This window comes from Faecalibacterium sp. An121 (assembly GCF_002160915.1).
GTDB lineage: Bacteria > Bacillota > Clostridia > Oscillospirales > Ruminococcaceae > Faecalibacterium > Faecalibacterium avium.
In genome coordinates this window covers 59,536-85,482 of record NZ_NFLM01000011.1, presented here as the reverse complement: position 1 = coordinate 85,482, position 25,947 = coordinate 59,536, and the positions used below count along the sequence as shown (strand labels likewise).

The 25,947-nt window shown below is 65.5% G+C and carries 26 protein-coding genes and 2 rRNA genes; 14 read left to right on the top strand and 14 right to left on the bottom strand.

All coding sequences use genetic code 11. The features are described from left to right. Both B5E66_RS07885 and rrf read left to right on the top strand, forming a co-directional pair. Nucleotides 1-222: ribosomal RNA gene (locus tag B5E66_RS07885) — 23S ribosomal RNA — on the top strand; the annotation flags it as partial. A gap of 106 nt (nucleotides 223-328) precedes the next feature. Continuing rightward, nucleotides 329-445 (top strand): 5S ribosomal RNA (gene rrf / locus B5E66_RS07880). A gap of 104 nt (nucleotides 446-549) precedes the next feature. Here rrf and B5E66_RS07875 read toward each other — a convergent pair. Both B5E66_RS07875 and B5E66_RS07870 read right to left on the bottom strand, forming a co-directional pair. Continuing rightward, nucleotides 550-735, bottom strand: a complete 186-nt coding sequence (locus tag B5E66_RS07875; protein ID WP_087231103.1) for a hypothetical protein — start codon at nucleotides 733-735, stop codon at nucleotides 550-552. 109 nt (nucleotides 736-844) lie between these two features. Continuing rightward, nucleotides 845-2,704: a peptidoglycan D,D-transpeptidase FtsI family protein gene (locus B5E66_RS07870; protein WP_087231100.1), complete on the bottom strand. Its 1,860-nt coding sequence runs from the start codon at nucleotides 2,702-2,704 to the stop codon at nucleotides 845-847. Between the two features lie 111 nt (nucleotides 2,705-2,815). Between B5E66_RS07870 and B5E66_RS07865 the strand changes: the two genes are divergently transcribed. From B5E66_RS07865 to B5E66_RS07850, 4 genes are all read left to right on the top strand, one after another. Continuing rightward, nucleotides 2,816-3,979 carry an FtsW/RodA/SpoVE family cell cycle protein gene (locus tag B5E66_RS07865; protein WP_087231125.1) on the top strand — a complete coding sequence of 388 codons (1,164 nt, stop codon included), beginning with the start codon at nucleotides 2,816-2,818 and terminating at the stop codon, nucleotides 3,977-3,979. A gap of 135 nt (nucleotides 3,980-4,114) precedes the next feature. Further along, entirely contained in the window at nucleotides 4,115-5,362 is a 1,248-nt protein-coding gene (locus B5E66_RS07860; protein WP_242958129.1) for a UDP-N-acetylglucosamine 1-carboxyvinyltransferase, read from the top strand. A 191-nt stretch (nucleotides 5,363-5,553) separates the two neighbouring features. Continuing rightward, nucleotides 5,554-6,741, top strand: a complete 1,188-nt coding sequence (ftsZ, locus tag B5E66_RS07855) for a cell division protein FtsZ (protein WP_087231097.1) — start codon at nucleotides 5,554-5,556, stop codon at nucleotides 6,739-6,741. 37 nt (nucleotides 6,742-6,778) lie between these two features. Beyond that, nucleotides 6,779-7,480: a hypothetical protein gene (locus B5E66_RS07850; RefSeq protein WP_087231094.1), complete on the top strand. Its 702-nt coding sequence runs from the start codon at nucleotides 6,779-6,781 to the stop codon at nucleotides 7,478-7,480. Between the two features lie 95 nt (nucleotides 7,481-7,575). Here B5E66_RS07850 and B5E66_RS07845 read toward each other — a convergent pair whose 3' ends face one another. From B5E66_RS07845 to B5E66_RS07810, 8 genes are all read right to left on the bottom strand, one after another. Continuing rightward, complete coding sequence (locus B5E66_RS07845; protein ID WP_087231091.1) at nucleotides 7,576-8,157, bottom strand: hydrolase; 582 nt, start codon at nucleotides 8,155-8,157, stop codon at nucleotides 7,576-7,578. A 1-nt stretch (nucleotide 8,158) separates the two neighbouring features. Next, entirely contained in the window at nucleotides 8,159-8,416 is a 258-nt protein-coding gene (locus B5E66_RS07840; RefSeq protein ID WP_087231088.1) for a YdbC family protein, read from the bottom strand. Nucleotides 8,417-8,590: 174 nt separating this feature from the next. Then, nucleotides 8,591-8,908 carry a hypothetical protein gene (locus B5E66_RS07835; RefSeq protein ID WP_087231085.1) on the bottom strand — a complete coding sequence of 106 codons (318 nt, stop codon included), beginning with the start codon at nucleotides 8,906-8,908 and terminating at the stop codon, nucleotides 8,591-8,593. An 88-nt stretch (nucleotides 8,909-8,996) separates the two neighbouring features. After that, a complete protein-coding gene (locus tag B5E66_RS07830) occupies nucleotides 8,997-9,470 on the bottom strand; it encodes a peptidoglycan-binding domain-containing protein (protein ID WP_087231082.1) in 474 nt (157 codons plus the stop codon). Nucleotides 9,471-9,519: 49 nt separating this feature from the next. Further along, nucleotides 9,520-10,152, bottom strand: coding sequence for a stage II sporulation protein R (locus B5E66_RS07825; RefSeq protein WP_242956049.1), 633 nt, complete (start codon nucleotides 10,150-10,152; stop codon nucleotides 9,520-9,522). Between the two features lie 68 nt (nucleotides 10,153-10,220). Beyond that, the gene (gene ispE, locus B5E66_RS07820; protein WP_087231078.1) at nucleotides 10,221-11,108 is read right to left on the bottom strand and encodes a 4-(cytidine 5'-diphospho)-2-C-methyl-D-erythritol kinase; all 888 of its coding nucleotides are present in this window, start codon (nucleotides 11,106-11,108) and stop codon (nucleotides 10,221-10,223) included. Between the two features lie 12 nt (nucleotides 11,109-11,120). Next, nucleotides 11,121-12,293 carry a pyridoxal phosphate-dependent aminotransferase gene (locus tag B5E66_RS07815; RefSeq protein WP_087231075.1) on the bottom strand — a complete coding sequence of 391 codons (1,173 nt, stop codon included), beginning with the start codon at nucleotides 12,291-12,293 and terminating at the stop codon, nucleotides 11,121-11,123. Next, nucleotides 12,293-12,772: an Lrp/AsnC family transcriptional regulator gene (locus tag B5E66_RS07810; protein WP_087231072.1), complete on the bottom strand. Its 480-nt coding sequence runs from the start codon at nucleotides 12,770-12,772 to the stop codon at nucleotides 12,293-12,295. The genes B5E66_RS07815 and B5E66_RS07810 overlap by 1 nt, the downstream gene beginning before the upstream one ends. 237 nt (nucleotides 12,773-13,009) lie before the next feature. Between B5E66_RS07810 and B5E66_RS07805 the strand changes: the two genes are divergently transcribed. Genes B5E66_RS07805 through B5E66_RS07795 form a run of 3 tightly spaced genes read left to right on the top strand, consistent with a single transcriptional unit; the run spans nucleotide 13,010 to nucleotide 14,927 of the window. After that, a complete protein-coding gene (locus tag B5E66_RS07805) occupies nucleotides 13,010-13,279 on the top strand; it encodes an ACT domain-containing protein (protein WP_087231069.1) in 270 nt (89 codons plus the stop codon). 20 nt (nucleotides 13,280-13,299) lie between these two features. Then, nucleotides 13,300-14,661 carry a PFL family protein gene (locus tag B5E66_RS07800; RefSeq protein ID WP_164474869.1) on the top strand — a complete coding sequence of 454 codons (1,362 nt, stop codon included), beginning with the start codon at nucleotides 13,300-13,302 and terminating at the stop codon, nucleotides 14,659-14,661. A gap of 56 nt (nucleotides 14,662-14,717) precedes the next feature. Continuing rightward, nucleotides 14,718-14,927 carry a DUF378 domain-containing protein gene (locus B5E66_RS07795; protein ID WP_087231063.1) on the top strand — a complete coding sequence of 70 codons (210 nt, stop codon included), beginning with the start codon at nucleotides 14,718-14,720 and terminating at the stop codon, nucleotides 14,925-14,927. 63 nt (nucleotides 14,928-14,990) lie between these two features. Here the strand turns inward: B5E66_RS07795 and asnA are convergent, their stop codons facing one another. Then, a complete protein-coding gene (gene asnA / locus B5E66_RS07790; protein ID WP_087231060.1) occupies nucleotides 14,991-16,004 on the bottom strand; it encodes an aspartate--ammonia ligase in 1,014 nt (337 codons plus the stop codon). A 169-nt stretch (nucleotides 16,005-16,173) separates the two neighbouring features. Here asnA and cysS point away from each other — a divergent pair, with 169 nt between their 5' ends. Further along, entirely contained in the window at nucleotides 16,174-17,571 is a 1,398-nt protein-coding gene (cysS, locus tag B5E66_RS07785) for a cysteine--tRNA ligase (protein ID WP_087231057.1), read from the top strand. Between the two features lie 89 nt (nucleotides 17,572-17,660). After that, nucleotides 17,661-18,608, top strand: a complete 948-nt coding sequence (locus B5E66_RS07780) for a hypothetical protein (RefSeq protein ID WP_087231054.1) — start codon at nucleotides 17,661-17,663, stop codon at nucleotides 18,606-18,608. Nucleotides 18,609-18,716: 108 nt separating this feature from the next. On the opposite strand, the gene fba is transcribed toward B5E66_RS07780, so the two are convergent. Together fba and B5E66_RS07770 are read right to left on the bottom strand one after the other, a co-directional pair. Beyond that, a complete protein-coding gene (fba, locus tag B5E66_RS07775) occupies nucleotides 18,717-19,580 on the bottom strand; it encodes a class II fructose-1,6-bisphosphate aldolase (protein WP_087231051.1) in 864 nt (287 codons plus the stop codon). A gap of 109 nt (nucleotides 19,581-19,689) precedes the next feature. Further along, nucleotides 19,690-20,559: a DNA-3-methyladenine glycosylase family protein gene (locus tag B5E66_RS07770; protein ID WP_242958128.1), complete on the bottom strand. Its 870-nt coding sequence runs from the start codon at nucleotides 20,557-20,559 to the stop codon at nucleotides 19,690-19,692. A 490-nt stretch (nucleotides 20,560-21,049) separates the two neighbouring features. Between B5E66_RS07770 and rlmB the strand changes: the two genes are divergently transcribed. The 3 genes from rlmB (at nucleotide 21,050) to rbr (ending at nucleotide 25,329) form a co-directional block, all read left to right on the top strand. Next, on the top strand, nucleotides 21,050-21,877 hold the full coding sequence (rlmB, locus tag B5E66_RS07765) for a 23S rRNA (guanosine(2251)-2'-O)-methyltransferase RlmB (RefSeq protein WP_087231049.1): 828 nt from the start codon (nucleotides 21,050-21,052) through the stop codon (nucleotides 21,875-21,877). Between the two features lie 36 nt (nucleotides 21,878-21,913). Beyond that, nucleotides 21,914-24,637: a hypothetical protein gene (locus B5E66_RS07760; RefSeq protein WP_087231046.1), complete on the top strand. Its 2,724-nt coding sequence runs from the start codon at nucleotides 21,914-21,916 to the stop codon at nucleotides 24,635-24,637. Nucleotides 24,638-24,789: 152 nt separating this feature from the next. Continuing rightward, entirely contained in the window at nucleotides 24,790-25,329 is a 540-nt protein-coding gene (rbr, locus tag B5E66_RS07755; RefSeq protein WP_087231043.1) for a rubrerythrin, read from the top strand. Nucleotides 25,330-25,464: 135 nt separating this feature from the next. On the opposite strand, the gene B5E66_RS07750 is transcribed toward rbr, so the two are convergent. Then, nucleotides 25,465-25,788, bottom strand: a complete 324-nt coding sequence (locus B5E66_RS07750; RefSeq protein ID WP_087231116.1) for a DUF6465 family protein — start codon at nucleotides 25,786-25,788, stop codon at nucleotides 25,465-25,467. Nucleotides 25,789-25,947 lie beyond the last annotated feature (159 nt).

Here is a 25,947-nt window from a genome sequence, read left to right as displayed (position 1 = left end):
AACCTCTGGCGCACCAGTTGTTCCGCCAGGAGCACAGCTGGGCAACTATGTTCGGATCGGATAAACGCTGAAAGCATCTAAGCGTGAAGCCGACCCAAAGATAAGATATCCCACTGAGTAATCAGGTAAGGTCCCTTGAAGACTACAAGGTAGATAGGCACGATGTGTAAGTGGAGCGATCCATTCAGCAGGTGTGTACTAATAGACCGAGGGCTTGACCAGGTAAAAGCACTTGTACTCTGATTGCAAAGCAGATTATTATTCAGTTCTGAAGGCACGTCCTTCTAAAAAAGAATAGAGAGAATTGTCCGGAAGATCATTCCGGACAGCCGGTGTCGATGACGGTGAGGTCCCACCTGTTCCCATTCCGAACACAGAAGTTAAGCTCACTTGTGCCGAAGATAGTTGGCTGGACACGGCCTGTGAAAATAGGTAGATGCCGGCTTCTCTCAAAACAAGACCCCTGAGGCGTATGCCTTGGGGGTTTTGCTTTTTGGGCGCTGTGCAGGGCGGGACAAATCGTGAGTGCTGCACAGCCGTTGCCTGCGCTCAGGGCTGCTGGTACTTGTCCAGCGATATCTTGGCGGCCTTGACGATGTCGGTCAGGATGCGCAGCTGCTGGGAGGTGCAGCGGTCCAGCGTATCGGACAGCTCGGCCAGGACACGGCTGCGCTCGCTGCCGCGGTCGAACAGCAGGTCGTCCGACTGCACGCCAAGGGCGCAGGCCAGTTCCACAATAGCGATAAGGGCAGCAAGACCCCGTACCCTGGGAAGGGTGCGGGGCCTTTTGCTGCCTGTAAATGGGACAGACTGTCGAAAAAGTCCCGTCCAGCCGAGCGGAATGTTATTCGCCGCTCAAACTGTCCCCGTCCGCAGGCAGCTCGGCCAGGGCGGGGGCGGCCGGGACGGCGGTGCGGGGCACCCCCCGATAGACCAGGGCCTGCTCCAGCACCTCGGCGCAGACCGGGGCCGCGATGGTGCCGCCGGCGGTGGTCCAGCTGTGGGGCTCGTCGATGCAGACCAGGCACAACAGCTGGGGGTCATCGATGGGAGCCACGGCCACAAAGGAAGCGATGCGGGCGGTGGGGTCGTCGCTGTCCAGTTTTTGGCTGGTGCCGCTCTTGCCGCCCACCCGGTAGCCGGGGATCTGCGCTTTCTGGCCGCCGCCCGACACCACCACCGCTTCCATCATCTGGCGCATCAGGGCAGAGGTCTCGGGGCGGATGGCCTGCCCGGCCTGTGTGGGACCGTTCTGCTGCAGCAGTTCCCCGCTGGGGCTGTATACCTCGGCCACCACATAGGGGCGCATCAGCCGGCCCCCGTTGACGATGGCGGCCACCGCTGCGGCCATCCCGATGAAGCTGACCTTGCTACTCTGCCCGAAGGAGCAGGAGGCCAGCTCCACCGGGCCCATCCGGTCTGCGGTGTAATAGAGGCTGTGGGCGGGTTCGGCGGGCAGATCGATGCCGGTGGCGCCCTGCAGCCCAAAGGCTGCAAAGTAGCTGCAAAAGGCCTCTTTGCCCAGGCGCGCCCCCATCTGGATGAAGCTCTGGTTGCAGGAATTCATCAGGGCCTGGGTGACCGTCTGTACCCCGTGGCGCTTGCGGTTGGCACAGTGGAAGCGGGTGCCCGCCACCGAGATATAGGGCCCGCAGACAAAGGTGTCCTCGGGCTTCACGGCCCCGGAATCCAGGGCGGCGGCGCAGGTGATCAGCTTGAACACGCTGCCCGGCTCATAAAGGTCGCTGACCGCCTTGTTGCGCCACTGGGTCTGCTGGGCCAGCTGAAGGGCCTGGGCGCGCTGCTGGCCCGACAGGGCGTTGACGGCGGCCCGGGCGGCCGGGTCATAGACCACGCGGGGCTGGTTGGGGTCGTAGGCCGGGGTGGTGGCCATGGCCAGCACCGCCCCGGTGTTCACATCCAGCACGATGCCCACCCCGCGGGCGGCGGCGCTGTGCTCCTGTACGGCGTAGCCCAGGGCGTTTTCGAGGTAGCGCTGGATATGGGTGTCGATGGTCAGCACCAGGCTGCTGCCCTCCACCGGGGGCTGCTGTATGGCATAGCTCTGGGACAGGGTGTAGCCCCAGGCGTTGACGGCGGTCAGCACCACGCCGTCCTGGCCGGCCAGCAGGCTGTCGTACTCCAGCTCCAGCCCCGAGACGCCGGCGTTGTCCACATTGGTGAAGCCCAGCACCGAGGCCAGCAGCTCTCCCTGGGGATACCACCGCCGTGTATCCTGGTTGATGCGGATGCCGGTGATCGCGTTCTGCTGGCAGAAGTCCCGCACCGCATCGGCGGTGGCGCGGTCCACCCGGTAGCGCAGCAGACAGTCGTTGGAGTCCCGGCGGCTGAACTGTTCCAGCAGGCTGGCGCTGTCCAGCTCCAGGATGGAAGCCAGGCCCTGGGCAGCCAGTTCCAGCTTCTCCTCCGGCATTTCCCGGGGGGAGGCCCGCAGGGTCCAGCAGGAGGCATTGGCGGCCAGCAGCGCCCCGTCGGCGCTGTAAATGCGGCCCCGTCCCGCGGGCACGGTGGTATCCTGCAGCTGCTGGCCCAGAGCGCGCTGGACATACAGGCTGTTGTCGGCCAGCTGCAGCCAGGCCAGCCGCGCGGCCAGGCCCCCAAAGCAGAGCAGGCAGAACCCTGCGGCCACCAGCCTGGCCCGCAGGCGGAAACTGCGGCCGGGCAGGATGGGTTCCTGAGGCATGGGCGTCCCTCCTTTCGTTCCAGTGTATGCGCCCGCAGGGCCGGTCCATGACTAAGGGCGGGGCCGGCTGCGTACAATAAAGGCACAGAGAAAGGAGGCCTCCGGATGCAGATGGAACACGCTACCACCCGCTGGGAAGGGCTGCGCCGGCCCGCTCCGGACAGATCCCCCCGGCTGCACGCCCAGCCCCCGCTGGACCTGCCCTTTTTGGTCCTGGTGCTGGCCCTGGTGGCCTTTGGGCTGGTGATGCTGTTCAGCGCCAGCTATGCGGTGGCCCTCTACCGCCGGGGCGACCCCTACGCCTATATCCGCCCGCAGCTGCTGTACGCGGCTCTGGGGCTGTGCGCCATGTGGCTGGCCAGCCGGGTGGATTACCACATCTACCACAAGCTGGCCTGGCCCCTGATGGGCCTCAGTCTGGTGCTGCTGACGGTGGTGCTGTTCATGCCCGAGTACAACGGCTGCAAGCGCTGGCTGGTGATCCCCGGGGTGGGCACCCTGCAGCCCAGTGAGATCGCCAAGTTTGCGGTGGTGCTCACCTTTGCCCACATCATCTCCCTCAACGCCAGCCGGATGGGCAGCTTTGGGGTGGGGGTGCTGCCCTTCGGCCTGGTGCTGGGGGCGGTGGCGGTGCTGATGCTGCTGGAACCCCACCTGTCGGGCACCGTGCTGATCCTGGGCATCGGGGCGGTGCTGATGTTTGTGGGCGGCACCGGGCTGCGGTGGTTCGCCCTGGCGGGGGCGGGGGCCGTGGCCGCGGTGGGGGCCGCCGTGGCGGTGATGCCGGACCTGGTGCCCTATGCCGCCAGCCGCCTGGCCTCCTGGCTGGACCCCTTTGCGGACCCTTTGGGGGACGGCCACCAGACCATCCAGAGCCTCTATGCCATCGGTTCGGGGGGCGCCGCCGGCCTGGGCCTGGGCAACAGCCGCCAAAAACATCTGTTCGTCCCCGAGCCCCAGAACGACTTTATCTTTGCCATCCTCTGCGAGGAACTGGGCTTTGTGGGCGCCCTGGCGGTGGTGGCCCTGTTCGTCCTGCTTTTGCTGCGGGGCATCACCCTGGCCCTGCGCGCCCCCGACCGGTTTGGCGGGCTGCTGGTGATCGGCTTTGTGGTGCAGGTGGCCATGCAGGCCGCGCTGAATATGGCGGTTGTCACCAATACCATCCCCAACACCGGCATCAGCCTGCCCTTTTTCTCCTCCGGGGGCACCAGCCTGATGATGCTGCTGGGGGAGATGGGCATCGTGCTGTCGGTGTCCCGGCAGGAGGCTTGAACCCCGCCCCCGTTTGACAAATTCCGCAGGTAATTCGCACCCCGGCCCGCAAGGCTGTTTCGCGCGGGTATTTCCTCACACAGCGCCCCCGTTTTGCATACCGTAGGGTATCTTTTGCGAAACGGGGGTATTTTTATGGGCGGTAGGATCAAGGTGCAGGGCGGCCGGCCCTTGTACGGCAGGGCGCAGGTGCCCCCTGCCAAGAACAGCGTGCTCCCCCTGCTGGCGGCCAGCGTGCTGTGCGGCAGCCCGGCGGCGCTGCTGGGACCGCCGCGCCTGTCGGATGTGGAGGACTGTCTGGCCATCCTGCGGGCGGCGGGCTGCCAGGCCCGGTGGCAGGGGCCGAACCTCCTGGCAGGGGGGCCGCCCTCCCGCTGCCGTCTGCCCCAGGCCCAGGCCGGGCGGATGCGGGCATCCATTTTGTTTGCGGCGCCGGTGCTGGCCCGGCTGGGCCGGGTGGAGACCTGGCTGCCCGGCGGCTGCAGGATCGGCAGCCGGCCGGTGGACTGGCACCTGTCCGCCCTGGAGCGGATGGGCGCCCGTGTGTGCCAGGTGGGCCAGCGGCTGGTGCTGTCCGCCCCGTCGGGGCTGCACGGCGCCTGTCTGAGCCTGCCCGGTCCCAGTGTGGGCGCCACCGAGACGGCGCTGCTGGCGGGGTGCGCGGCCAGGGGCCGGACGGTGGTGGAAAACGCCGCTCTGGAGCCGGAGATCCTTGATCTGGCGCAGTTTTTGAACCGGTGCGGGGGCTGCGTGGAGGGCGCGGGCACCAGCCGCATCGTCATCGAAGGGGGCCGAAGGCTGCACGGCACGGCCTACCGTCCCATGCCGGACCGCATCTTTGCCTCCACACTGGCCTGCGCCGTGGCCTCGGCCCGGGGGCGGGTGACCATTGCGGGATGCAGCCCCGGCCTCTATGCGCCGGTGCTGGATGTGCTGGAGCAGGCGGGCTGCTGGGTGCTGCGGGGCGCCGGCTGGGCCTCGGTGGGCCGGGCCGGGCCCCTGCGGGGGGTGGGCCTGCTGGAGACGGGGGTCTATCCCGGCCTTGCCACCGACGCGGCCCCTCTGGTGGCGGCCGCCCTGCTGAGCGCCCGGGGGCAGACGGTGCTGGTGGACCATGTGTTTGAGGCGCGGTTTGGCTGCGCTGGGGGTTTTGAGGCCATGGGGGCGGCGGTGTCGGTCCGGGGCCGGACCCTGCACATCCATGGGGGTAGGCCGCTGCATGGGGCCGATGTGACCGCCGGGGACCTGCGGGGCGGAGCGGCGCTGGTGGTGGCGGCCCTGGGGGCCAGAGGGTCCAGCCGGATCGCCGGGAGGGAATATATCGCCCGGGGATACGGGGGCCTGGAGGAAATGCTGCGGTCTCTGGGGGCACGAATTGGATAAGAAATGTGCGCCCAAATTGTCAAATTGCAAAAAAGGGACTTGAAAAGGAAAAAATAACTTGCAATCGGAGCCAAAAGATGATAGGATAAACTTGTATAACTCAACTAGAGTATTATCTGGGCCGCCCGGGAAGGGGGACCCGTGCCCGGGGGCTGTCCAGTGACCATATTGCCTGACGGAGGAACAAGACTATGGCTTTGATGCTTGACGAAGAAATGGACGAAAACGTAACGACCATCAAGGTGGTGGGCGTGGGCGGCGGCGGCGGCAACGCCGTCAATCGGATGGTGGCCGACGGGCTGCAGGGAGTGGAGTTCATCGCGATGAACACCGACCAGCAGGCCCTGAACAAAAACCATGCCACCATCAAGGTGCAGCTGGGCTCCAAGCTGACCAAGGGCCGCGGCGCCGGCGCCGACCCCGAAGTGGGCCAGCGCGCGGCAGAGGAGAGCAAGGACGAGATCGCCAATGTGCTCAAAGGGGCGCAGATGGTCTTTATCACGGCCGGCATGGGCGGCGGCACCGGCACCGGTGCGGCCCCTGTGGTGGCAGAGGTGGCCCATGACCTGGGGGTCCTGACGGTGGGCATCGTCACCAAGCCCTTTGCCTTTGAGGGCAAGCGGAAGATGGGCCTGGCCGAACAGGGCATCGCCAACCTGCTGATGCACGTGGACAGCCTGATCGTCATCCCCAACGAGCGGCTGAAGATGATCAGCCAGGAGAAGATCACCTTGATGAACGCCTTCCAGGCCGCCGACAACGTGCTGCGCCAGGGCGTCGAGTCCATCTCGGCCCTGATCAACGTGCCGGCCTTCATCAACCTGGACTTTGCCGACGTGCGCTCCATCATGAAGGACGCCGGCTACGCCCACATGGGCACCGGCAGCGCCAAGGGCGCGGGCAAGGCGGAGAATGCCGCCAAGGCCGCCGTGTCCAGCCCCCTGCTGGAGACCAGCATCGCCGGGGCCCACGGCGTTATCATCAACATCACCTCCAGCCCCGACATCGGCCTGGAGGACATCGAGACGGCTGCCGGCCTCATCACCCAGAGCGCCCATCCCGACGCCAACATCATCTGGGGCACCGCCTTTGACGAGAACCTCTCGGATGAGATGCGGGTCACGGTGGTGGCCACCGGCTTCGACAACCGTACCGGGGACGCACTGCGCTCTGCGCTGGACAACGCCAGCGCGGGCAGCACCGCTTCGGCTGCGGGCAGCAGCACCCTGGGCGGCAGCGCCGGCACAGGCAGCGGCGTGGTGTTCAATGCGGACGGCACCGCGCCCGGCTCGGCCAAGCCTGCCTCTGCGGTCGAGGAGGAGAACAGCGACAACCGTTACTACGATGAGCTGCTGGCCATCCTGAACAAGCGCAAGTAAACCGCACAAGCAACACACAGACGAGAAGGAAGCGGCTATGACGGAGGAGATGCTTCGGCTTTTGGCGGCCCAGCGCCGTGAAAAGAAGGATCTTCTTTTGTGCATCGACCGTGCATGGGGACAGTGCGCCCGGCAGGCCCGCCAGGCCCGCCGCAGGCTGCGCCGACTGGAGGGGGTGCTGGCATTGACGACAGACGAGATCAAGCTGCGGCCGGAGGCATCTGTGCCGCCCGACGAGCCGAGGCCGGGAGAGACCCAGCTGGAGGCTCTGACCCGGCGGCTGGCTCAGGCCCATCAGGAGATCAAACAGTATGAGACCAAGCTCTTTGCCTGCGAGCGGACCATCCTTTCTTTGAAGAAGGAGAATGCCGAGCTGACGGCCCTGTGCAACAAAGCGCGGGAACTCGGCTTTGCCCCGGCGAACGAGGAGGCCCGCGGCCCCTTCTGGCCCGACGGCGAAGGCCCGGCCCCTGCGGAGGAGCTGCCGCCCCCGTCCGCCGCACAGGGAGCCGAAGGGGAGGACGCCCCTTCCTGGCTGGATGCCCCCATGGAGCTTCTGGAGTCTCCCGAGCCCCGCACCGCACCCGGGAAAGAGGCGCGGCGCAAGGGCGGCCCTCTGGATGAGATCACCTCCCAGGTGCTGGGCCAGCTGGACCTGCTGATGGAACAGGAACACATCCCCCTCAAGCGCTCCTCTTACCTGCATGACCGGCAGGCAAAGCGGGACAAGCAGGGCTGACGCGCTCTGCCCCGACCATAAAAAGAAAGGACCGGCCCTCATGGGAAGCTGCTGCTTCCTCTGGGGGCCGGTCTTTGTATGCCGGTATGGGGCGCTCAGCGCACGGCGCTGGTGCGGTGCTCCATCAGATAGGTGGCGGTCAGGTCTGCGATGTGCAGCTTGATGGCCAGGGGGTAACGGTCGTAGGCTTCCGAGATGGCAAAGCTGCCGCCCCGGGCCGCGTCGTCAAAGCCGCCCATATGCCAGCGGATGGCCACCGCCTCCTCCACCTTCAGCCGCATGAACCGCTCGATGAGAAAGACGCTCTTTTCCCCGTGGCCGTAGGGGAACTGGTCCTCCACGGAGTAGTAGGGCACCTTTTCCCACTGGCCGGTGGCGTCGTTCTTCACGTTCCGGGTGGAGACTTTGTAGTAGTTGGCTTTGCACAGGTCGTGGAGCAGGGCGCAGATGGCGTAGCTCTCCTCGCTCTCCCCTTCGGTAAAGAAGCGGTCGTGCAAAGCGTGGTAGACGTTCAGGCTGTGCATGCACAGCCCCCCCTCGCAGGCGCCGTGGAACCGCGTGGAGGCAGGGCAGGTGAAAAAGTCGGTCTTGGTGTCCAGCCAGTCCAGCAGGCGTTCGGCTCCGGGCCGGGTCACATGCTGGCGGAAGATGGACAGAAATTCTTCCCGCCTGTCCATCTCACTCCTCCGGGAGATCGGGCTCCTCGGGGACGGTGATCTCCTCCATCTCCTCCAGGATCCCCTTCAGGACCCCCAGTTCCTCGGCGCTCAGGGAGATGCCTTTGCCCATCCGGGTGCCGTCGGGAGACCAGTCGCGGATGTCGTACTTGGGCTCGCCGCCGTTCCAGCTGATCAGGTTGAGCTGGCGCTCCCACCCTCGGGGCCGCTGGGAGAGCACCGCGATGCGCTGGATGATGTCGTATTTGATTTCTGCCATTGCCATTTACCTGCTTTCTTTTGTATGGGATGATGCCACAGGGGCTTTTCTATCATAATAAAGGAAGCCGCCCCGGAATGCAACCCCGCAGAAGGCAAAGTTCAGAAATTTTCCACCCAAATAGCCCCCGCCGCATACAAAACGGCAGGGGCTGTCCTTGTCCGGCCGGGCCGGTCAGCCGTAGGGGGCTTCCCGCCGCCAGGCGGCCAGGCTGCGCACCAGATCTTCGCTTTCCTGGGTGGGGATGGGGCTGCCCGGCTCCCGGGCGCCCAGACCGTAGCTGGCCATCACACCGGGGGTATCCCCGTTCAAAAAGGACGCCGCATTTTTTTGGCGGCTGGGAGCGGGAGTGCCGTCGGTGACGGGCACGGCGGCTTGGGGCGCCGCGTCAGGGGCGGGGTGCGGGGTCTGGACCGCAGGGGGCGGCAGCTGCACCCCCGGCCCGTGGGGGTCGGCAGGGGGCAGGATGGTGGTTTTGTCGTTTGAAGCCATAGCTTACACCTCCGGTGCCAGTGTGCCCGGCCGGAGGGCGGATTATCCCAAAAAGCCCGCAGCCTTTTGGACTGCGGGCTGCGGGTCCTCAGCTGTACAGCCGGACCCAGGTCTCAGAGCCGATGACACCGTCGGCGGTCAGGCCGTTGGCCTTCTGGAAACTGCGCACGGCGCTTTGGGTCCTGTCGCCGTAGTGCCCATCGACGGTCAGCTGGGCGCCCTTGCGGTTCAGCTGCTCCTGGGCGCTTTGGATGGCTGCGCCGGTGTGGCCGTTGCGCAAAGGGATGCCGGGGTACTGCTCGCCGCCGTCGTGGCTGGCGGCGTATTGGGCGTACAGCGCATCCCAGGTCTTTTGGCCCACCTTGCCGTCGGCCTCCAGGCCGCTGCGCAGCTGGAACTCCTGCACCGCCCTCACGGTGCTGCGGCCATAGTGTCCGTCCACCGTGAGGGGGGCGTAGTAGGTACAGGGGTCCCGGACGCCGTTCAGCCAGGTCTGGATGAGGGCGGTGTCCGGCCCGGCAGAGCCGCGCTGGGACGAGGTAACATATGCGGGTTTGGACATAGGATCACAACACCTCCTGTCCCAGTGTATGCGGGGGCGGGCGGAGACGTCACGGCAGCACCAGCAGCGGATCGTCGCTGCGGGGGGCGGTCAGCTGCTGCCACAGCTCCACCGCCCGGAACCGCAGGATGTATTGCCCGCAGACCAGATCGGTCTCGGCGGGGTCGTCGTAGCCGCCGCAGGCCGCGCTGCACAGTCCCGGATAGAGGACGCACCACCAGTTCCGGCCGTAGGTGCCGGGCTGGCCGATGTCCACCCGCACCGCGTCGTAGCGGCCCGCAGGCAGGGCAAAGTCCTGGTAGCGCGTGGTGCCGAAATACATATTCACCAGACTGACCCGCACCGGCCCCGAAGCTCCCAGCCGGGCCAGGGCGTTCCGGGCGGCCAGCTGGAAGTCGGGCAGGTGGGCGGCCACGACGGCCCGTGCACCGGCGGCGCTGCCGGCATCCCGGCACAGCCGGTCGGCCAGATCCAGCACCGCATCCCGGACGGCCAGCTTGCAGGTCTGGTCCAGCACCGAGTCGCTGTCGGCCCGGATGTGCAGCCGCAGGGTGTCGGTCCGCAGGGCCTCGCCGGTGCGCTGCTGGGCGTCCCACCAGCCGGCCAGGCCCAGCCCCAGCAGCAGGGCGATGCACAGGGCCAGCATCTGGGTGCGGGTCATTGGTTTGTGTGCGGAAAACATAAGCGGCAGGCCCCTTTCGGTTTGAACTGACCGAAGTATGGGCCTGCCGCAGGGGCTTTATGCAATTTTTACCGGCCCGTCCGGATGACGCGGGCGCCGCCCCGGTCCAGGCCCAGGGCAAAGACCTGCCGCCCCCTGTCAGCCAGGGCGTGGGCGGCGGCCTGGGCTTTCTGCCGGCTGTCGAACAGGCCGAACACAGCCGCGCCGCTGCCTGTCATCAGGGCGGCCATGGCCCCCTGGGCAAGCAGGGCCTCCTTGAGCGAGGCGGTGTCGGCGCCGCCGGCGCAGGTCTCGAGGGCGTTGCCTGCGGCGGCGCACAGTCCCGCCAGATCCCCGGCGCGGATGGCTGCCTCCTGGGCGGCGCAGTCGGGATGGGTCGGGCTGCCCACCTGGTCATAGGCCGCAAAGGCCGCCGGGGTGGAGATGCCGTACCCCGGCATGATGACCGCAAACCAGCACGCGGGACAGGGAGGCAGGGCGCGGATCAGATCGCCCAGCCCCTGCACCCGGCAGGTGCCGCCCATCAGGGCAAAGGGAACGTCGGCCCCGATGGAGGCCCCCAGGGCGCACAGCTCGCTCATGGACAGGCGCGCGCCGTACAGGGCGTTCAGTCCCACCAGGACGGCGGCGGCGTCTGCCGAGCCGCCCCCCATGCCGGCCCGCACCGGCACGGCCTTGCGCAGGGTGATGTCGGCTCCGGCCAGAAGCCCGGTGTAGTGGAAAAAGGTCAGGGCGGCCTTGTAGGCGGTGTTCTTGGGGCCGGTGGGCACACGGCTGCCGGGGGCCCGCACCAGCAGGTCCTGGCTGCGGCGGATGGTGACCTGCTCGTAGAGGTCCACCGCCTGCATGACCATATCCAGGGCGTGATAGCCGCCGGGCAGCAGCCCCACCACATCCAGAGACAGGTTGAGTTTGGCGGGGGCCAGCACGGTGACGCTTTGAAGGGGGGATGCCATGGCCGGGCCTCCTTACTGCGCCTGTTCCTGGAGGAAGGCGCGGATCCGCTTGAGGGCCTCGGTCAGGTGGTCCACCGAGTAGGCGTAGGATACCCGGACATACCCCTCGCCCGAGCTGCCGAAGGCGTCGCCGGGGATGACCGCCACGTGCTTTGCCTCCAGCAGGGCGTTGCAGAACTGCTGGCTGGTCATGCCGGTGGACTGGATGCAGGGGAAGGTATAGAAGGCCCCCTGGGGCTCAAAGCAGGTCAGGCCCAGGTCGTTGAAGCCCTTCACCACCAGGCGGCGGCGCATATTGTACTCGTTGCGCATATGCTCGATCTCATTGTCGCACTCCCGCAGGGCCGCGATGGCGGCGTACTGGCTGGTGGTGGGGGCGCTCATGATGGCGCTCTGGTGGATCTTGGTCATGATCTTCAGGATGGGCTCGGGCCCGCAGGCGTAGCCCAGCCGCCAGCCGGTCATGGCGTAGGTCTTGGAAAAACCGTTGACCACCACCGTGCGCTCCCGCATACCGGGCAGGGAGGCGATGGAGACATGGCGGTGGAGCCCATAGGTCAGCTCGGCGTAGATCTCGTCCGACAGGACCATGACGTCGGTGCCCCGCAGCACCTCGGCCACGGCCTCCAGGTCTTCCCGCTCCATCACCGCGCCGGTGGGGTTGTTGGGGAAGGGCAGGATGAGCAGTTTGGTGCGGGGGGTGATGGCCCGGCGCAGGTCCTCGGCCCGCAGGCGGAACTGGTCCTCGGCCCGGCAGCGCAGATGCACCGGCACGCCCCCGGACAGGGTGGTGATGGGCTCATAGCAGACAAAGCAGGGCTCCGGGATGATCACCTCGTCCCCGGGGGATACCAGGGTGCGGATGCACATATCGATGGCCTCGCTGCCGCCCACCGTCACCAGGATCTCCCGCATGGGGTCGTAGCGCAGGTCCATCCGCCGCTCCAGGTAGCGGGAGATCTCGGCCCGCAGCTCCTTCAGACCGGCGTTGGAGGTGTATTTGGTGTGGCCCATCTCCAGCGATTCGATGCCGGCCTCCCGGATGGCCCAGGGGGTCTTGAAATCCGGCTCGCCCACCCCCAGGCTGATGCACTCGGGCATCTCGGCGGCCAGATCGAAAAATTTGCGGATGCCGGACGGGCGCATGGCCGCCGCGGCAGGCGCGATCAGCTTATCGTAGTCCATCACAGTACCGTACACTCTCTTTCGTCGATCTCATCCAGCTGGTACAGCCGGCCCTCCCGCTTGTAGATGCGCAGCACAAAGTGGGTGGCGGTGGACAGCACGTCGTCCAGGGGGGACAGGCGCTTGGCCACAAAGAAGGCCACCTCCTGGAAGGTCTTGCCCTTGATGATGAGCTGCAGGTCGTAGCCGCCGCTCATCAGCAGCACGCTCTCCACCTCGTCGAAGGAGGCGATGGTGGTGGCGATCTCGTCAAAGCCGCGGCTCTTTTTGGGGGAGACGTGCAGCTCGATCACGGCCTCTACCATGTCCACCCCGGCCTTCTCCCAGTCCACCAGGGTCTTGTAGCCCTTGATGTACCCCTTGGCCGCGGCCTCGTCCATCATGGCGGCCACCTCGGCCACCGGCTTATCCAGCATGACGGCGATGTCCTCCAGGGGCAGGCGGGCGTTGTTTTCCAGTAATCTCAGAAGCTGTTCCATATCTTTGCACTCCTTCTCTGTTACAGAATACACACAGTATAGCACACCCCCGGGCCAAATGCACCTGATTTTGGGGCATTTGGGGCCGGGCGGGGGGCGGTTCGCCTTTTTTTCTAAAAGGAGTGTTCAAAATTCGGCAAATCTGCTATACTAAAAGAGACCAAAGGGGGCATACGCCCCCGTCCATGCGCAGGGCGCGCCGCCAAAGCGCGCCCCGAAAGAAGAGAGGGAAGGAACATGAAAGCGTTTATCACAGTGGTGGGCAAAGATACCGTCGGCGTGGTGGCACGGGTGTCGGGCCTGTGCAGTCAGATGGGCATCAACATCGAGGACATCTCCCAGAGCATCCTGCAGGGGATGTTCGCCATGATCATGCTGGTGGATCTGTCGGCCTGCACGGTCAGCCATGAGGAGCTGCGGGAGTCCATCGACGCCCTGGCCCAGGAGATGGGGATGCAGATCACCCTGACCCGGCAGGAAGTCTTTGACGCCATGCACACCATCTGACGGAGGGGACTGCCATGAGTATGTTCAATACCGGGGACATCCTTGAGACCATCGAGATGTTCACCCAGGAAAACCTGGATGTCCGCACCGTGACCATGGGCATCAGCCTGCTGGACTGCATCGACCCGGACCCCGCCCGGGCCTGCGAGAAGATCTACCGCAAGATCACCACCCGGGCCGCCAAGCTGGTGCCCACCGTGGAGTCCATCGCCACGGAGTACGGCATCCCCATCATCAACAAGCGGATCAGCGTCACGCCCATCGCCATGCTGCTGGGCGCCTGCCCCGACGCCGACCCGGTGGATTTCGCCAAGACCCTGGACGCCGCCGGCAAGGCGGTGGGGGTCAACTTTGTGGGCGGCTATACCGCCCTGGTGCACAAGGGCTTTTCGGCAGGGGACAAGCGGCTGATCCAGTCCATCCCCCGTGCCCTGGCCCAGACCGACATCGTATGCAGTTCGGTGAACATAGGCGCCACCAAGGCGGGCCTGAACATGGACGCCATCAAGCTGATGGGCCAGGCCATCCGCAAGACGGCCGAGATGACCGCAGACCGTCAGTGCATCGGCGCGGCCAAGCTGGTGGTGTTCTGCAACGCCCCCGAGGACAACCCCTTTATGGCGGGCGCCTTCCACGGCGCGGGCGAGCCCGACTGTGAGATCCATGTGGGCGTCTCGGGCCCCGGCGCGGTCCGCGCCGCCCTGGCCCGCCTGCCCAAGGATGCCCCCATCGACGAGGTGGCCAGCCTGGTCAAGCGCACCGCCTTCAAGATCACGCGGGTGGGCCAGCTGGTGGCCAACCTCGTCTCCCGGGAGCTGGGCGTGCCTGCCGGCATCATCGACCTCTCCCTGGCGCCCACCCCGGCCATCGGGGACAGCGTGGCCAACATCCTGGAGGAGATGGGTCTGGAGACCTGCGGCTGCTGCGGCACCACCGCCTGCCTGGCCCTGCTGAACGACGCAGTGAAGAAGGGCGGCGTCATGGCGTCCAACCATGTGGGCGGCCTGTCGGGCGCCTTCATCCCGGTCAGTGAGGACGCGGGGATGATCCACGCCGCCGAGACCGGCTGTCTGACCATCGAGAAGCTGGAGGCCATGACCGCCGTGTGCAGCGTGGGTATCGATATGGTCATCATCCCGGGGGATACCCCCGCCTCGGTGATCAGCGGCCTGATCGCCGACGAGGCCGCCATCGGCATGGTCAACTCCAAGACCACCGCCGTGCGTGTGATCCCCGCCATCGGCCGCAAGGCCGGCGAGAAGCTGGACTTCGGCGGCCTGCTGGGCTATGGCCCCATCATGCCGGTGAACCAGGGCGACCCCTCGGTGTTCATCAACCGGGGCGGCCGCCTGCCCGCCCCCATGCAGTCCCTCAAGAACTGAGATGCATAACCCCCCTTCCCCCTGGGCAGAATGTCCACAGGAAGGGGGTCTTTTTTGTGCAGACCTTTTATAAGATATGCCTCTGCCTGATGATCATCGGGGGCATCAACTGGGGGCTGGTGGGGCTGTTCCAGTTCGATTTCGTGGGCTGGCTGCTGGGCGGCAGCAGCTCCCTGTGGTCCCGCATCGTCTTTACGGCGGTGGGGGCGGCCGCTCTGTGCGGCATCCCGGGGCTGTTTTCCGAGGACGCGCCCGAAGAAGGATAAAAGCAAAAAGGGCCTGCCCCCGTTTTTCGAGGGCAGGCCCTTCTGTATGGAAGGTCTGTGGCGTTACAGCAGGGGGATGCCGGCTTTGGCGCAGGCGTCGCGGGTGGCGGCGTCCCAGACCGAAGCCTGGACCTCGCCGATGTGGGCGCTGCCCAGGAGCAGCATGCACAGGCGGCTCTGGCCGATGCCGCCGCCGATGGTGTAGGGCAGCTCGCCCGCCAGCAGCGCCTTGTGGAAGGGCAGGGAGCGGCGGTCGTCGCAGCCGGCCTCGGTCAGCTGGCGGTCCAGGCTTTCGGGGCTGACCCGGATGCCCATGCTGCTCAGCTCGTAGCTGCAGGCCAGCGGATCGTTCCAGAACAGCAAATCGCCGTTCAGGTCCCAGTCGTCGTAGTCGGGGGCGCGGCCGTCATGGGGCTTGCCGCTGCGCAGCTTGTGGCCGATCTGCATCAGGAAGGTGGTGCCGTGCTCTTTGACGAAGGCGTTCTCCCGCTCTTTGGGGGTCAGGCCGGGGTACAGGTCCTCCAGCTCCTGGCTGGTGAGGAAGGTGACGTTGGGGCTGTGCAAAGGCAGCTCCTGCAGCTGGGGGAACATGGCGTGAAGGTTCATCTCGGTGGCGCACACCGCCGACACGATGGCCCGCACCACGCTCTTGAGATAGTCCGTGTTGCGGTCCTCCTCCCGGATGACCTTCTCCCAGTCCCACTGGTCCACATACACCGAGTGGAGGTTGTCCAGCTCCTCGTCCCGGCGGATGGCGTTCATGTCGCAGTACAGGCCCTTGCCCACATGGAAGTCGTAGTCCTTCAGGGCCTTGCGCTTCCACTTGGCCAGGGACTGCACCACCTCGGCGGTGATGCCGGTGTCGCGCAGATCGAAGGCCACCTTCCGCTCCACGCCGTTCAGGTCGTCGTTGAGGCCGGTGGAGGCCTCCAGGAACAGAGGCGCGGACACCCGGTGCAGATTCAGCGTGGCGCACAGGGTGTCGGCAAACAGCCGCTTGACCGTGCCGATGGCCCGCTGGGTGTCGTACAGGTTGAGGGCGGGCTTGTAGCCCGCAGGCAGAATGATGTTGCTCATGATACTTTCCCCTTTTTCATGCGGTGGGCGCCGCGCACCGGCGCCCCATGACAGGATAAATTATCGCACAAGAAAGCCGGATTGTAAAGAGGCAGGGTTGCAAGCGGGGCCCGGCGGCGGTATAATAGAAACAACCGTCACGCGCAATACAAGTAAGGAGAGAGCTGCCATGCAGATTTTCAATACCCTCACCCGGCAAAAAGAGGAGTTCGTCCCCCAGCAGCCGGGGGTGTACCGCATCTATGTCTGCGGTCCCACCGTTTACAATTACATCCACATCGGCAACGCCCGGCCCCTGATCGTCTTTGACACCCTGCGCCGCTATCTGGAATACCGGGGCAACAAGGTGATCTATGTGTCCAACATCACCGACATCGACGACAAGCTGATCGCCCGGGCCCAGGAGGAGGGCACCACCATGCAGCAGGTGGCCCAGCGCTTTGAGGCCGAGTACAAAAAGGACGCGGCCGGCCTGAACTGCCTGCCCCCCACCGTCCAGCCCCGGGCCACCGAGCACATCCAGCAGATCCTGGACATCGTGGCCGACCTGATCGCCGGCGGCCACGCCTATGTGGCCCGCAACGGGGATGTCTATTTCCGGGTCCGCAGCGACGCGGGCTACGGCAAGCTGAGCCATCTCAACCTGGACGATCTGGAGAGCGGCAACCGCGCCCTGCGCAGCCAGATGGACGACGACCTGAAAGAGGACCCCGCCGACTTTGCGGTGTGGAAGGCGGCCAAGCCCGGCGAGCCCGCCTGGGACAGCCCCTACGGCCCCGGCCGTCCCGGCTGGCACATCGAGTGCAGCGCCATGAGCCGCACCCATCTGGGCAAGACCATCGACCTGCACTGCGGCGGCCAGGACCTGATCTTCCCCCACCATGAGAACGAGATCGCCCAGAGCGAGTGCGCCAACGGCTGCACCTTTGCCCGCTACTGGATGCACAACGGCTTCATCAACGTGGACAACCAGAAGATGTCCAAGAGCCTCCACAACTTCTTCACCGTGCGGGACGTGGCCCAGGTGTACGGCTATGAGCCCATCCGCTACTTCATGCTGACCGCCGGCTACCGGATGCCCCTGAACTACACCGTGGAGCTGATCGAGAGCTGCAAGAACAGCCTGGAGCGCCTGTACACCTGCCGCGAGAACCTGGACTTTGTGCTGGGGCAGGGCAGCTTTGGCGCCGACGAGGCCCTGAAGGAGAAGGCCGGCGAGGCCCGCAGCAAGTTCTGCGCCGCCATGGACGACGACCTCAACACCCCCGACGCCCTGGCCGCCCTCTTTGACCTGGTCAAGGAGATCAACACCCTGTCGGCCGCATCCACCAAAGAGGCCCTGGAGCAGGCAGCCGCCGTCTTTGACGAGCTGGCCGGCGTGCTGGGCCTGCTGTACAACCGCAAAAAGGACGAGGTGCCCGCCGACGTGATGGAGCTGGTGGAAAAGCGCGCCGCCGCCAAGAAGGCCAAAGACTGGGCCACCGCCGACGCGCTGCGGGCCGAGATCGCGGCCAAGGGGTGGACGGTCAAGGATACCGCCCAGGGCCCCCAGCTGAGCCGCAGCTGAATGCGGTCATTGACCCCAAACCAGCTTTCCGGTACAATAAAGGCGGGGCACGCCACCCACAAAAATGGACTTTGCAAGGAGGGATATCCATGCTGAAAAAACGGATCGCCGCCCTGGCCATGGCCGTGGTCATGACCTGCACCGCGGCAGCCCCTGCGCTGGCGGCGGCCCCTGCCCCCCAGGCTTTGGGGGTGCAGGAGGACAACGCCCTGGTGGCCATTCGGATCGAAGCCACCGACAACGCCGTTTACGGCTCGCCGGTGAACGTGACCATCCGGGCCACCCCCGAGGACACCCAATACATCGCTGTGGTGCTTGGCATCAGCGGCCAGGCCAAAGGGTTCGTCACCCTGCTGCTGCCTGAAAAGGTACGCATCCTGCTGGAGCTGATCCCCCTGCCGGCCTCGATGTCGGCAGACCCCGCCAACACCCGGGACTTCAACCTCTACCGCTACCTCAAGCAGCTGATCGACGGCAACGACGTCACCGTACTGCTGCGGGTGGCCGAGGAACTGACCGCCCTGATGGAGATCCTGCAATACTACGCCCCGGCCCTGACCGACGTGGTGAACGGGATGAACGACGTCCTCACCCTCATCCGCCGCTATCTGCCCGAGGGGCTTGTCACCCACATCTATCTGGACGAGCAGCCTGTGGATGCGGGCAACTATGTGGCGGGCGCCGTCACCCTCAGCCGCGGGGATATGAACACCGGGGGCCTGGCCATCTTCAAGGTGGCCCAGAAGAGCGAGGGCGTGCGGCAGTACTGGGCCCAGGAGACCCCCGAGACGATGACCGCCGAGGAGGCCCGGAACTTCAACTTTGCCGCAGTGGTGGAAGTGGACGGCGCCGTGGTGCAAAACCCCGTGGTCACCTACACCTACCGCCGGACGGACGGGCTGTTCAACGGCCTGTTTGCCTCCAGCAGCAATGAAGTTCCCACCGAGCCGGGCCGCTATGTGCAGACGGCGGTGGTGGGAGGCAACTACACCACCCAGAACATCAGCCGCACCTTTACCATCGCGGAGCCGGCCTGAACGGCAGAGCCCGCCGGCAACGGATCGCAGCAAAAAGCCCCGCCGCTTTCGGTACGGACCGGAAGCGGCGGGGTATTTTTTCAGGACTTTATGCGGTGGGGGAGGCGATCAGCCCTTGCCGGCGCAGCCGAACAGCTCGATCTTCTCCTTGCACTTGTCGATGATGGCCTGTGCGCCGGGAGCCAGCAGCTTGCGGGGGTCGAAGCCCTTGCCCTGCTGATCCTTGCCGGCCTCGATGTACTTGCGGGTGGCCTCAGCGAACACCAGCTGGCACTCGGTGTTGATGTTGATCTTGCACACGCCCAGGCTGATGGCCTTGGCGATCATCTCGTCGGGGATGCCGGTGCCGCCGTGCAGCACCAGGGGGATGTTGTTGGTAGCCTTGTGGATGCGGTCCAGAGCCTCAAAGTCCAGGCCCTTCCAGTTGGCGGGGTAGACGCCGTGGATGTTGCCGATGCCGGCCGCCAGGAAGTCGATGCCCAGCTCGGTGATGCGGGCGCACTCGGCGGGGTCGGCGATCTCACCGGTGCCCACGACGCCGTCCTCGACGCCGCCGATGGAGCCGACCTCGGCCTCGATGGACATGCCGTGCTCATGGGCCAGAGCCACCAGCTCCTTGGTCTTGGCAACGTTCTCCTCGATGGGATAGTGGCTGCCGTCGAACATGATGGAGGAGAAGCCGGCCTCGATGCAGGCCTTGCAGCCCTCATAGGTGCCATGGTCCAGGTGCAGGGCCACAGGCACGGTGATGCCCATCGAATCCACCATGGCGCTGACCATGGCGGCCACCGTCTTGAAGCCGGTCATATACTTGCCGGCGCCCTCGGACACGCCCAGGATGACGGGGCTCTTGGTCTCCTGGCAGGCCGTCAGGACCGCCTTGGTCCACTCCAGGTTGTTGATGTTGAACTGGGGCACGCCATAATGGCCGTCCCGGGCCTTGATCAGCATTTCAGTTGCATTTACCAGCATTGTTCTTACCTCCAGCATTTATTTTACACGAGTAAAACAAAGAATCAGCTCGCCTGCCGCTGCACGGCAGGCCCCTGCTTCTCCAGTATACTCGAAATAAGATGTAAAATCAATCACAAGCGGGGTTTTTGTGCGTTTTTTCTGTCAAACCGGCGCTGCGGGCCCAGGCGAAAATGTATTGCTGGGCGATGCCGGCGTGGCCGCCGGTCTTGCGGTTCAGGTAAGCGGCCGGGTCCTTGACCCGCCGCGTGAACAAAGCCTGTCCCGCCCGACGCATCCACACGTCCACCGGATAGGCCTCCCAGCGCCCCAGCCCATACAAAAGGGTGCAGTCGGCCACCTTGGGGCCCACCCCCCGCACCTCCATCAGACAGGCCCTGGCCCGGTCCAGCGGGGCGGCGCGGAGGGCGGCTTCGTCCAGCCGGCCGGCGGCGGCCCGGCGTGCGGCGTCCAGGATGTAGCCGCTGCGCCATCCCGCCCGCAGGAACGCGAGGTCCTCCTCGGCCAGCTCCGCCAGGCGCCCGGCCGTGGGGAAGGCGTAAAACCGGCCCGCCCCGTCCATGGGCTGGCCCAGCCCCCGGCACAGCCGGTCCACGATCCCTTTGATCCGGGGAATGTTGTTGTTCTGGCTGATGAGAAAGGTGATCAGGGTCTCGAAAAAGGGCTGCCGCAGCACACGGATGCCGGGCGCGCCGTCGATGCAGGCCGCCAGCCCTTTGTGGGCCGCCCGCATTTGGGCCAGCAGGGCGGGGTAATCCAGGTCCAGCGCGAAATACCCGCGCCAGAACCCGGGCTCGGCGGCGGGGTCGGGACCGGCCAGGCCGGCCAGGCAGAGCCTGCCGTCCTCCTGCCATGCCTGCACCGCCCGGCCCTCCACCACCCCCACCCAGCTGCCGTCGGGCTGGGGCTGCCAGCGGAAACATTGGCCGCAGTCCAGCGTCTGGGCCAGGCACAGGCCGTTTGCGTCCAGGGTCAACAAAAAGATCGACCTCCTTTGTCTTTTTGCCTGGATTTTACACAGGCTTTTCAACAGTATAGCACATCCGTCCTGAGGATGTGGGCATTTTTTGCAAAGAGGACCAGATTTCGGGCGCGAAAATGGGCAGCTTTCCATCTTGAAAAATACAAATCGTAGCCGGACGCAGTCCGCGCCCCGCAGCGCAAAAGTGGAAAACCCGGTGGAAACCGTTGAATTCCACACCGCAAAGAGGCGCTGAAACTGGAGTTTTGCACTTTCTCCACCGGGTTTTCCACTTGTTGAAAATCAAAACCCCCGTTTACACCTGGTATTTGTTGAAAACTTGCCTCTCTGCATGAGGCGCCGCGGCCCGGCCTATACTACAAGGGCGCCGGGTCATGGGTGAAAAAATGGCAATTTACTGGCAATGCAGGGCGGCTTATGTTATAATTTATCGTGGATTCTTATTCTGCCGCCGGTGTGCGGCGTTACACAGGGAGGAACAGAACCGATGGAAGAAAACCGACCGCGCAGCCTCCGCCCGGCGCCCCGGGCCGACAAAAACGGGCAGGACCAGGACACCCAGTCCGGCGGACGTCTGGTCTACGGCAAAAACCCGGTGGCCGAGCTGCTGAAAAGCGGCGCCGGGGTGGACAGCGTCCTGCTGGCTGAAGGGATGGCCCCGGCTGTGGCGTCCTACTATATTGCGCTGGCTAAAGAAGCCGGCGCCGCTGTCAAGCGGGTGCACCCCGCCAAACTCCGGCAGCTGACCGGCACCGAGAGCCACCAGGGAGTGGCCGCCTTTGCCAGCGAGATCGCCTATGCAGAGGTGGAGGACCTGCTGGAAGCCGCCCGCAGGAAGGGCCAGCCCCCCTTCCTGGTGATCAGCGACGGCATCGAAGACCCCCACAACCTGGGCGCGGTGATCCGCTCGGCCCTGCTGTGCGGGGCCCATGGGGTCATCATCCCCAAGCGGGGAGGCGTATCGGTGACGCCGACCGTCATCAAGGCCAGCGCCGGCGCCGCCGAGCGGCTGCCGGTGGCCCGTGTGGTGAACATCAGCGAGACCATCCGCCGGCTGAAGGAGCAGGGCATTTTTGTCTACTGTGCCGACATGGACGGGGTGTCCCTGCGCCGGAACGACCTGACCGGGCCCATCGCCCTGGTGCTGGGCAGCGAGGGCAAAGGGGTGTCCCAGCTGGTGAAAAAGCGGTGCGACGGGGTGCTGCGGCTGGATATGGCCGCCCCCGGCACCGGCGTGGACAGCTACAACGTCTCGGTGGCGGCGGGGATCATTCTCTATGAGATCCAGTCCCAGCGCGCCGCCGGAAAGCAATGACCGGGGCCCCCGCCGCCCCGGATGGGAGGGACAAGGATGCCTAAGGATTCCGACCGCCGGGAACTGACCCGGGAGGAACTTGAACAGGAACAAAAAGAAAAATTCAAGACGTTTTTCACCACCAGCGTGGCCCAGGTGCCGGAGGAGATGATCCCCCACGCCGCGCAGCCGGACCGCAAGCACGGGCTGCTGTCCCGCTTCTTTGCCAAAAAGGAGAAGGCCCGCAGCCAGGACCCCCCCGAGCAGGAGGAAGTCCTTTGGGCGGAGACCCCCATCGCCCCCACCGGGGAGATCCTGCTGGACAGCGCCCCCGGCCCGGTCCGGGAGGAGAGCGGCGGCGGGCCTGCCCTGACCCCCCGGCCCCTGCTGGAGGACCTGACTTTGCAGCTGGAGGGGCCGCCTGAGGAGCCCGCGCCCAAAGCGGAGGCCAAGCCCGCTGCGCCCGCGCCCAAAGCGGAGACCAAACCTGCCGCGCCCGCGCCCAAGGCGGACACAAAGCCCGCCGCCATGACGTTCAACGCGGAGGAGAGACCCAGAGCGGAGCGGTCTGCCCCGCCGGTCCTGAAGGTGACGCCGCCCAAGAGCGGGACCAGACCGCACCCAAAGACGGTGCGTGTCCCCGATGCGGAGGACAAAGAGCTGGCCAAGCTGCGGGATATGCTGGAGGTCATGGGACCCCAGCCGGTGCAGCCGGCCCGGCCGGCTCCGGCGCCCAGTCCCGCCCCCGAGGAGGACAAGGAAGTGACCCAGCAGGTGGGCGGCTTCCACTTCTTCGGGGTGGGGGAGGATGAGGCCCCGCGAGGTCAGACGCCGCCTCCCGGTTTGGATGATACCATGAGCCTGGAGCTGCATGAGGAGGACGGGCAGGAGCCCGAAACCCCGGCGGCTCCCGCCAAAGAGAAGGCCGCTCCGGAGCACATGACCAAGGGTCGGCGCAAAAAGAACAGATCCCAGCCGGCCCCTGCCGCCCCCGAGCGCCAGGAGGAGGAACCGGCCGAAGCCCCGGCGGCTGCCCCGGAGCAGCCCGCCCCGGCGGAGGAACTGCCCCAGACCCCCGAGGAGGCAGCCCGGGCTTTGGAGCACACGGTGGCGGCCCTGAACCTGCGCTGCGCCCTCAGCGGCATCCTGGCCCTGGCCCTGATCTGGGCCGGCCTGGTCTATGAGGGGATACTGCCCCCCATGGCGGGCCTGAACCCGGCGGTGGCTCCCGCCGCCTTTATGGGGGCGGTGCTGCTGCTGTTGGCCGGGGCGCTGGCGGTCTCCCGCAACGCGATGCGGGACGGCCTGCTGGGGCTGGTGAAAGCCCCGTCCTACGACACCATGCCCGCGCTGGCCGGCGCGGCAGCCCTGGTGCAGGCGGCGGTGGCCATGCTCAACCCCGACGTATACCAGAGCACCACCCTGACCCTGATGAGCGGCGCGGCGGCCCTGGCCCTGTTCCTGAACAACCTGGGCAGCCGGCTGCTGGCGGTGTCGGTGCGGGACGGCTATAAGGTGGCCTCCAGCGGAGTGGCCCACGAGGGGGCCTACCGGGCCCAGGACAAGGACCTGATCCGCACCCTGGCCCCCACCCTGGAGGAAAAAGACCCCTGGATCCTGCTGAGCAGGCCGATGGAAGGGGACGGCAGCTTTTTGGAGCAGAGCTTTGGTCCCCGGGCCGGCGAGAAAAAGGTACAGACCCTGGCCCGGGTATTGCTGGGCTGCGCGGCGGTGGGCGCGGTATGGATGCTGCTCACCGGCAAGGGCCTCAATGGGGCGGCGGCCGCACTGGCCTCCATCCTCTGCCTGGGCGCGCCGCTGTCCTCCACCCTGATTGCGGGGCTGACCGCCCTGCGCACCGAGCGGACGGCCGGGGCCCTGGGGGCGGTCATCCCCGGGTGGGCCGGCATCGAGGAGCTGAACGGCATCGACACCATCCAGGTGGACGCCGGGGAGCTGTTCACACCGGAGAGCGCCCAGCTGGAGGATATCCGCATCTTCAAGGGCGGCCGGATCGACCGGGCCATCCTCTATACCGCCAGCGTGCTGAACCAAGGCTGCAATACCCTCAGCAGGCTGTTCCGCACCATCATCGCGGACCGCACCGATATCCTGCCGCCGGTCAAGGATCTGGAACGGCACACCGGGCTGGGCTTTTCGGCCTGGTGCGACAACAACCGCATCCTGATCGGCACCCGGGCCTATATGGAACAGGAGGGCGTGGCCCTGCCCGAGGCCAGCTATGAGGCGCGGCATTCCCAGGACGGCCAGCTGCAGATCCTCTATCTGGCGGTGGCGGGCAATATGTACGCCATGTTCGTGCTGCGGTACATCGGCGGCAAGCACGCGGCCCGGTGCCTGTCCATCCTGCAAAAGGAAAACATCCGGCTGATGGTCACCTGCCAGGACCCCTCCCTGACAGCGGAAAAGATCGCCGCCGCCTACCACCTGCCCGACGGTCTGGTGACCGTGCTGGACGAGGCCCAGTGCAAGGCCCTGGCCCCGGCGGTCAGCGCTGTGGGAAATGCACCCTGCTGTATGCTCCATCTGAAAGGCTTTACCAGCCTGACCGGCGGTTTGCGGGCGGCCCAGCGGGCCCAGGCGGCCGAGAGTGCAGGGGTGGCCATCCAGATGGTATCGACCGGCTTCTCGGCTTTGATCGGCCTGCTTTTGAGCTATTCGGGCAGCGTGGGCACCCTGTCGCTGCTGGTGGTGCTGATGTACCAGGCGGCCTGGAGCGCTCTGGGCATGGTGGCCGCCGCCATGAAACAGCATAACTGAGAATAATTCTTAAAAACTTGGTGTTCTCTCTTGAAATCAGCGCTGAATTGAAGTATAATACAAATACAGCCCGTATGCCGGCGGGCATACGGAATGAGCAAACCGCAACCGAGCGACGCACAACATCTTCAATACAAAGGAGAGAATGATTTATGGAACTCAAGGGCAGCAAGACCGAAAAAAACCTGATGGAAGCCTTTGCCGGTGAGAGCCAGGCCCGCAACAAGTACACCTACTTTGCAAGCCAGGCCAAGAAGGAAGGCTATGTCCAGATGGCCAAGATCTTTGAGGAGACCGCGGCCAACGAGAAGGAGCACGCCAAGATCTGGTTCAAGCTGCTGTGCGGCGGCGAGATCCCCGATACCGCCACCTGCCTGAAGATGGCAGCCGAGGGCGAGCACGGCGAGTGGACCGATATGTATCCCCGCATGGCCGCCGAGGCCAAGGAGGAGGGCTTCAACCAGATCGCAGCCCTGTTCAACATGGTGGCCGGCATCGAGAAGGAGCACGAGGAGCGCTATCTGGCCCTGGCCGAGAACCTGGCCAACAGCAAGGTCTTTGCCCGTGAGGAGCAGCAGGTCTGGCAGTGCTCCAACTGCGGCTACACCTATATCGGCAAGTCCGCTCCCCTGAAGTGCCCCGTCTGCGCACATCCCCAGAGCTACTTTGAGCTGAAGGTCAAGAATTACTGATCCAGCATCCACCAAAGGGCAAACGAGCCCCGGCGCCGCAAAGCGCCGGGGCTTTTTGCTGTGCGGGGGACGGAAAAAGAAAAAGCCTTCCCGAAGGAAGGCGTGCGGTGCAGGGCAGATGGGTGGCCGGAAGGCTCACAGGTCCAATTTGCCCTCCACCTTGTTGACCACATAGTAGGCTGCGCCGTCTTCAGGCTTGATGTAGATCCTGCAAGACTGGACGCCCACCTTATGGGTCAGCCGGTAGTCGGCCTTGGCGCGCTCGACAATGTCGGTGACATTGTACTGGCGGCCGCCGGCCTCGATGTAGATCTCAGGTGAAAGAGGCGGGCGGCCCCGCCGGGCAGTGGGCTTGGAGGATTTTTTGGCCTTGTGCCGGGGCTCGGAAGCCGGGGCATCCTGCGCCGGGGCTTCGGGCAGGGACGCATCGACGGATGCAGCAGCGTTCTTTGCGGACATATCCATCCACCTTTCTTTCATGATGTATGGTGCAACCGGTGCAGCGCCGCGGCGCCGCATCGCATAAAAACCAGCTATCTATATAATATAAAGTTGCGGTTCATTTGTAAAGTCTTTTTTGAAAAAAGATGCCCTGTCCCCGCCAGAAATGACCGGATA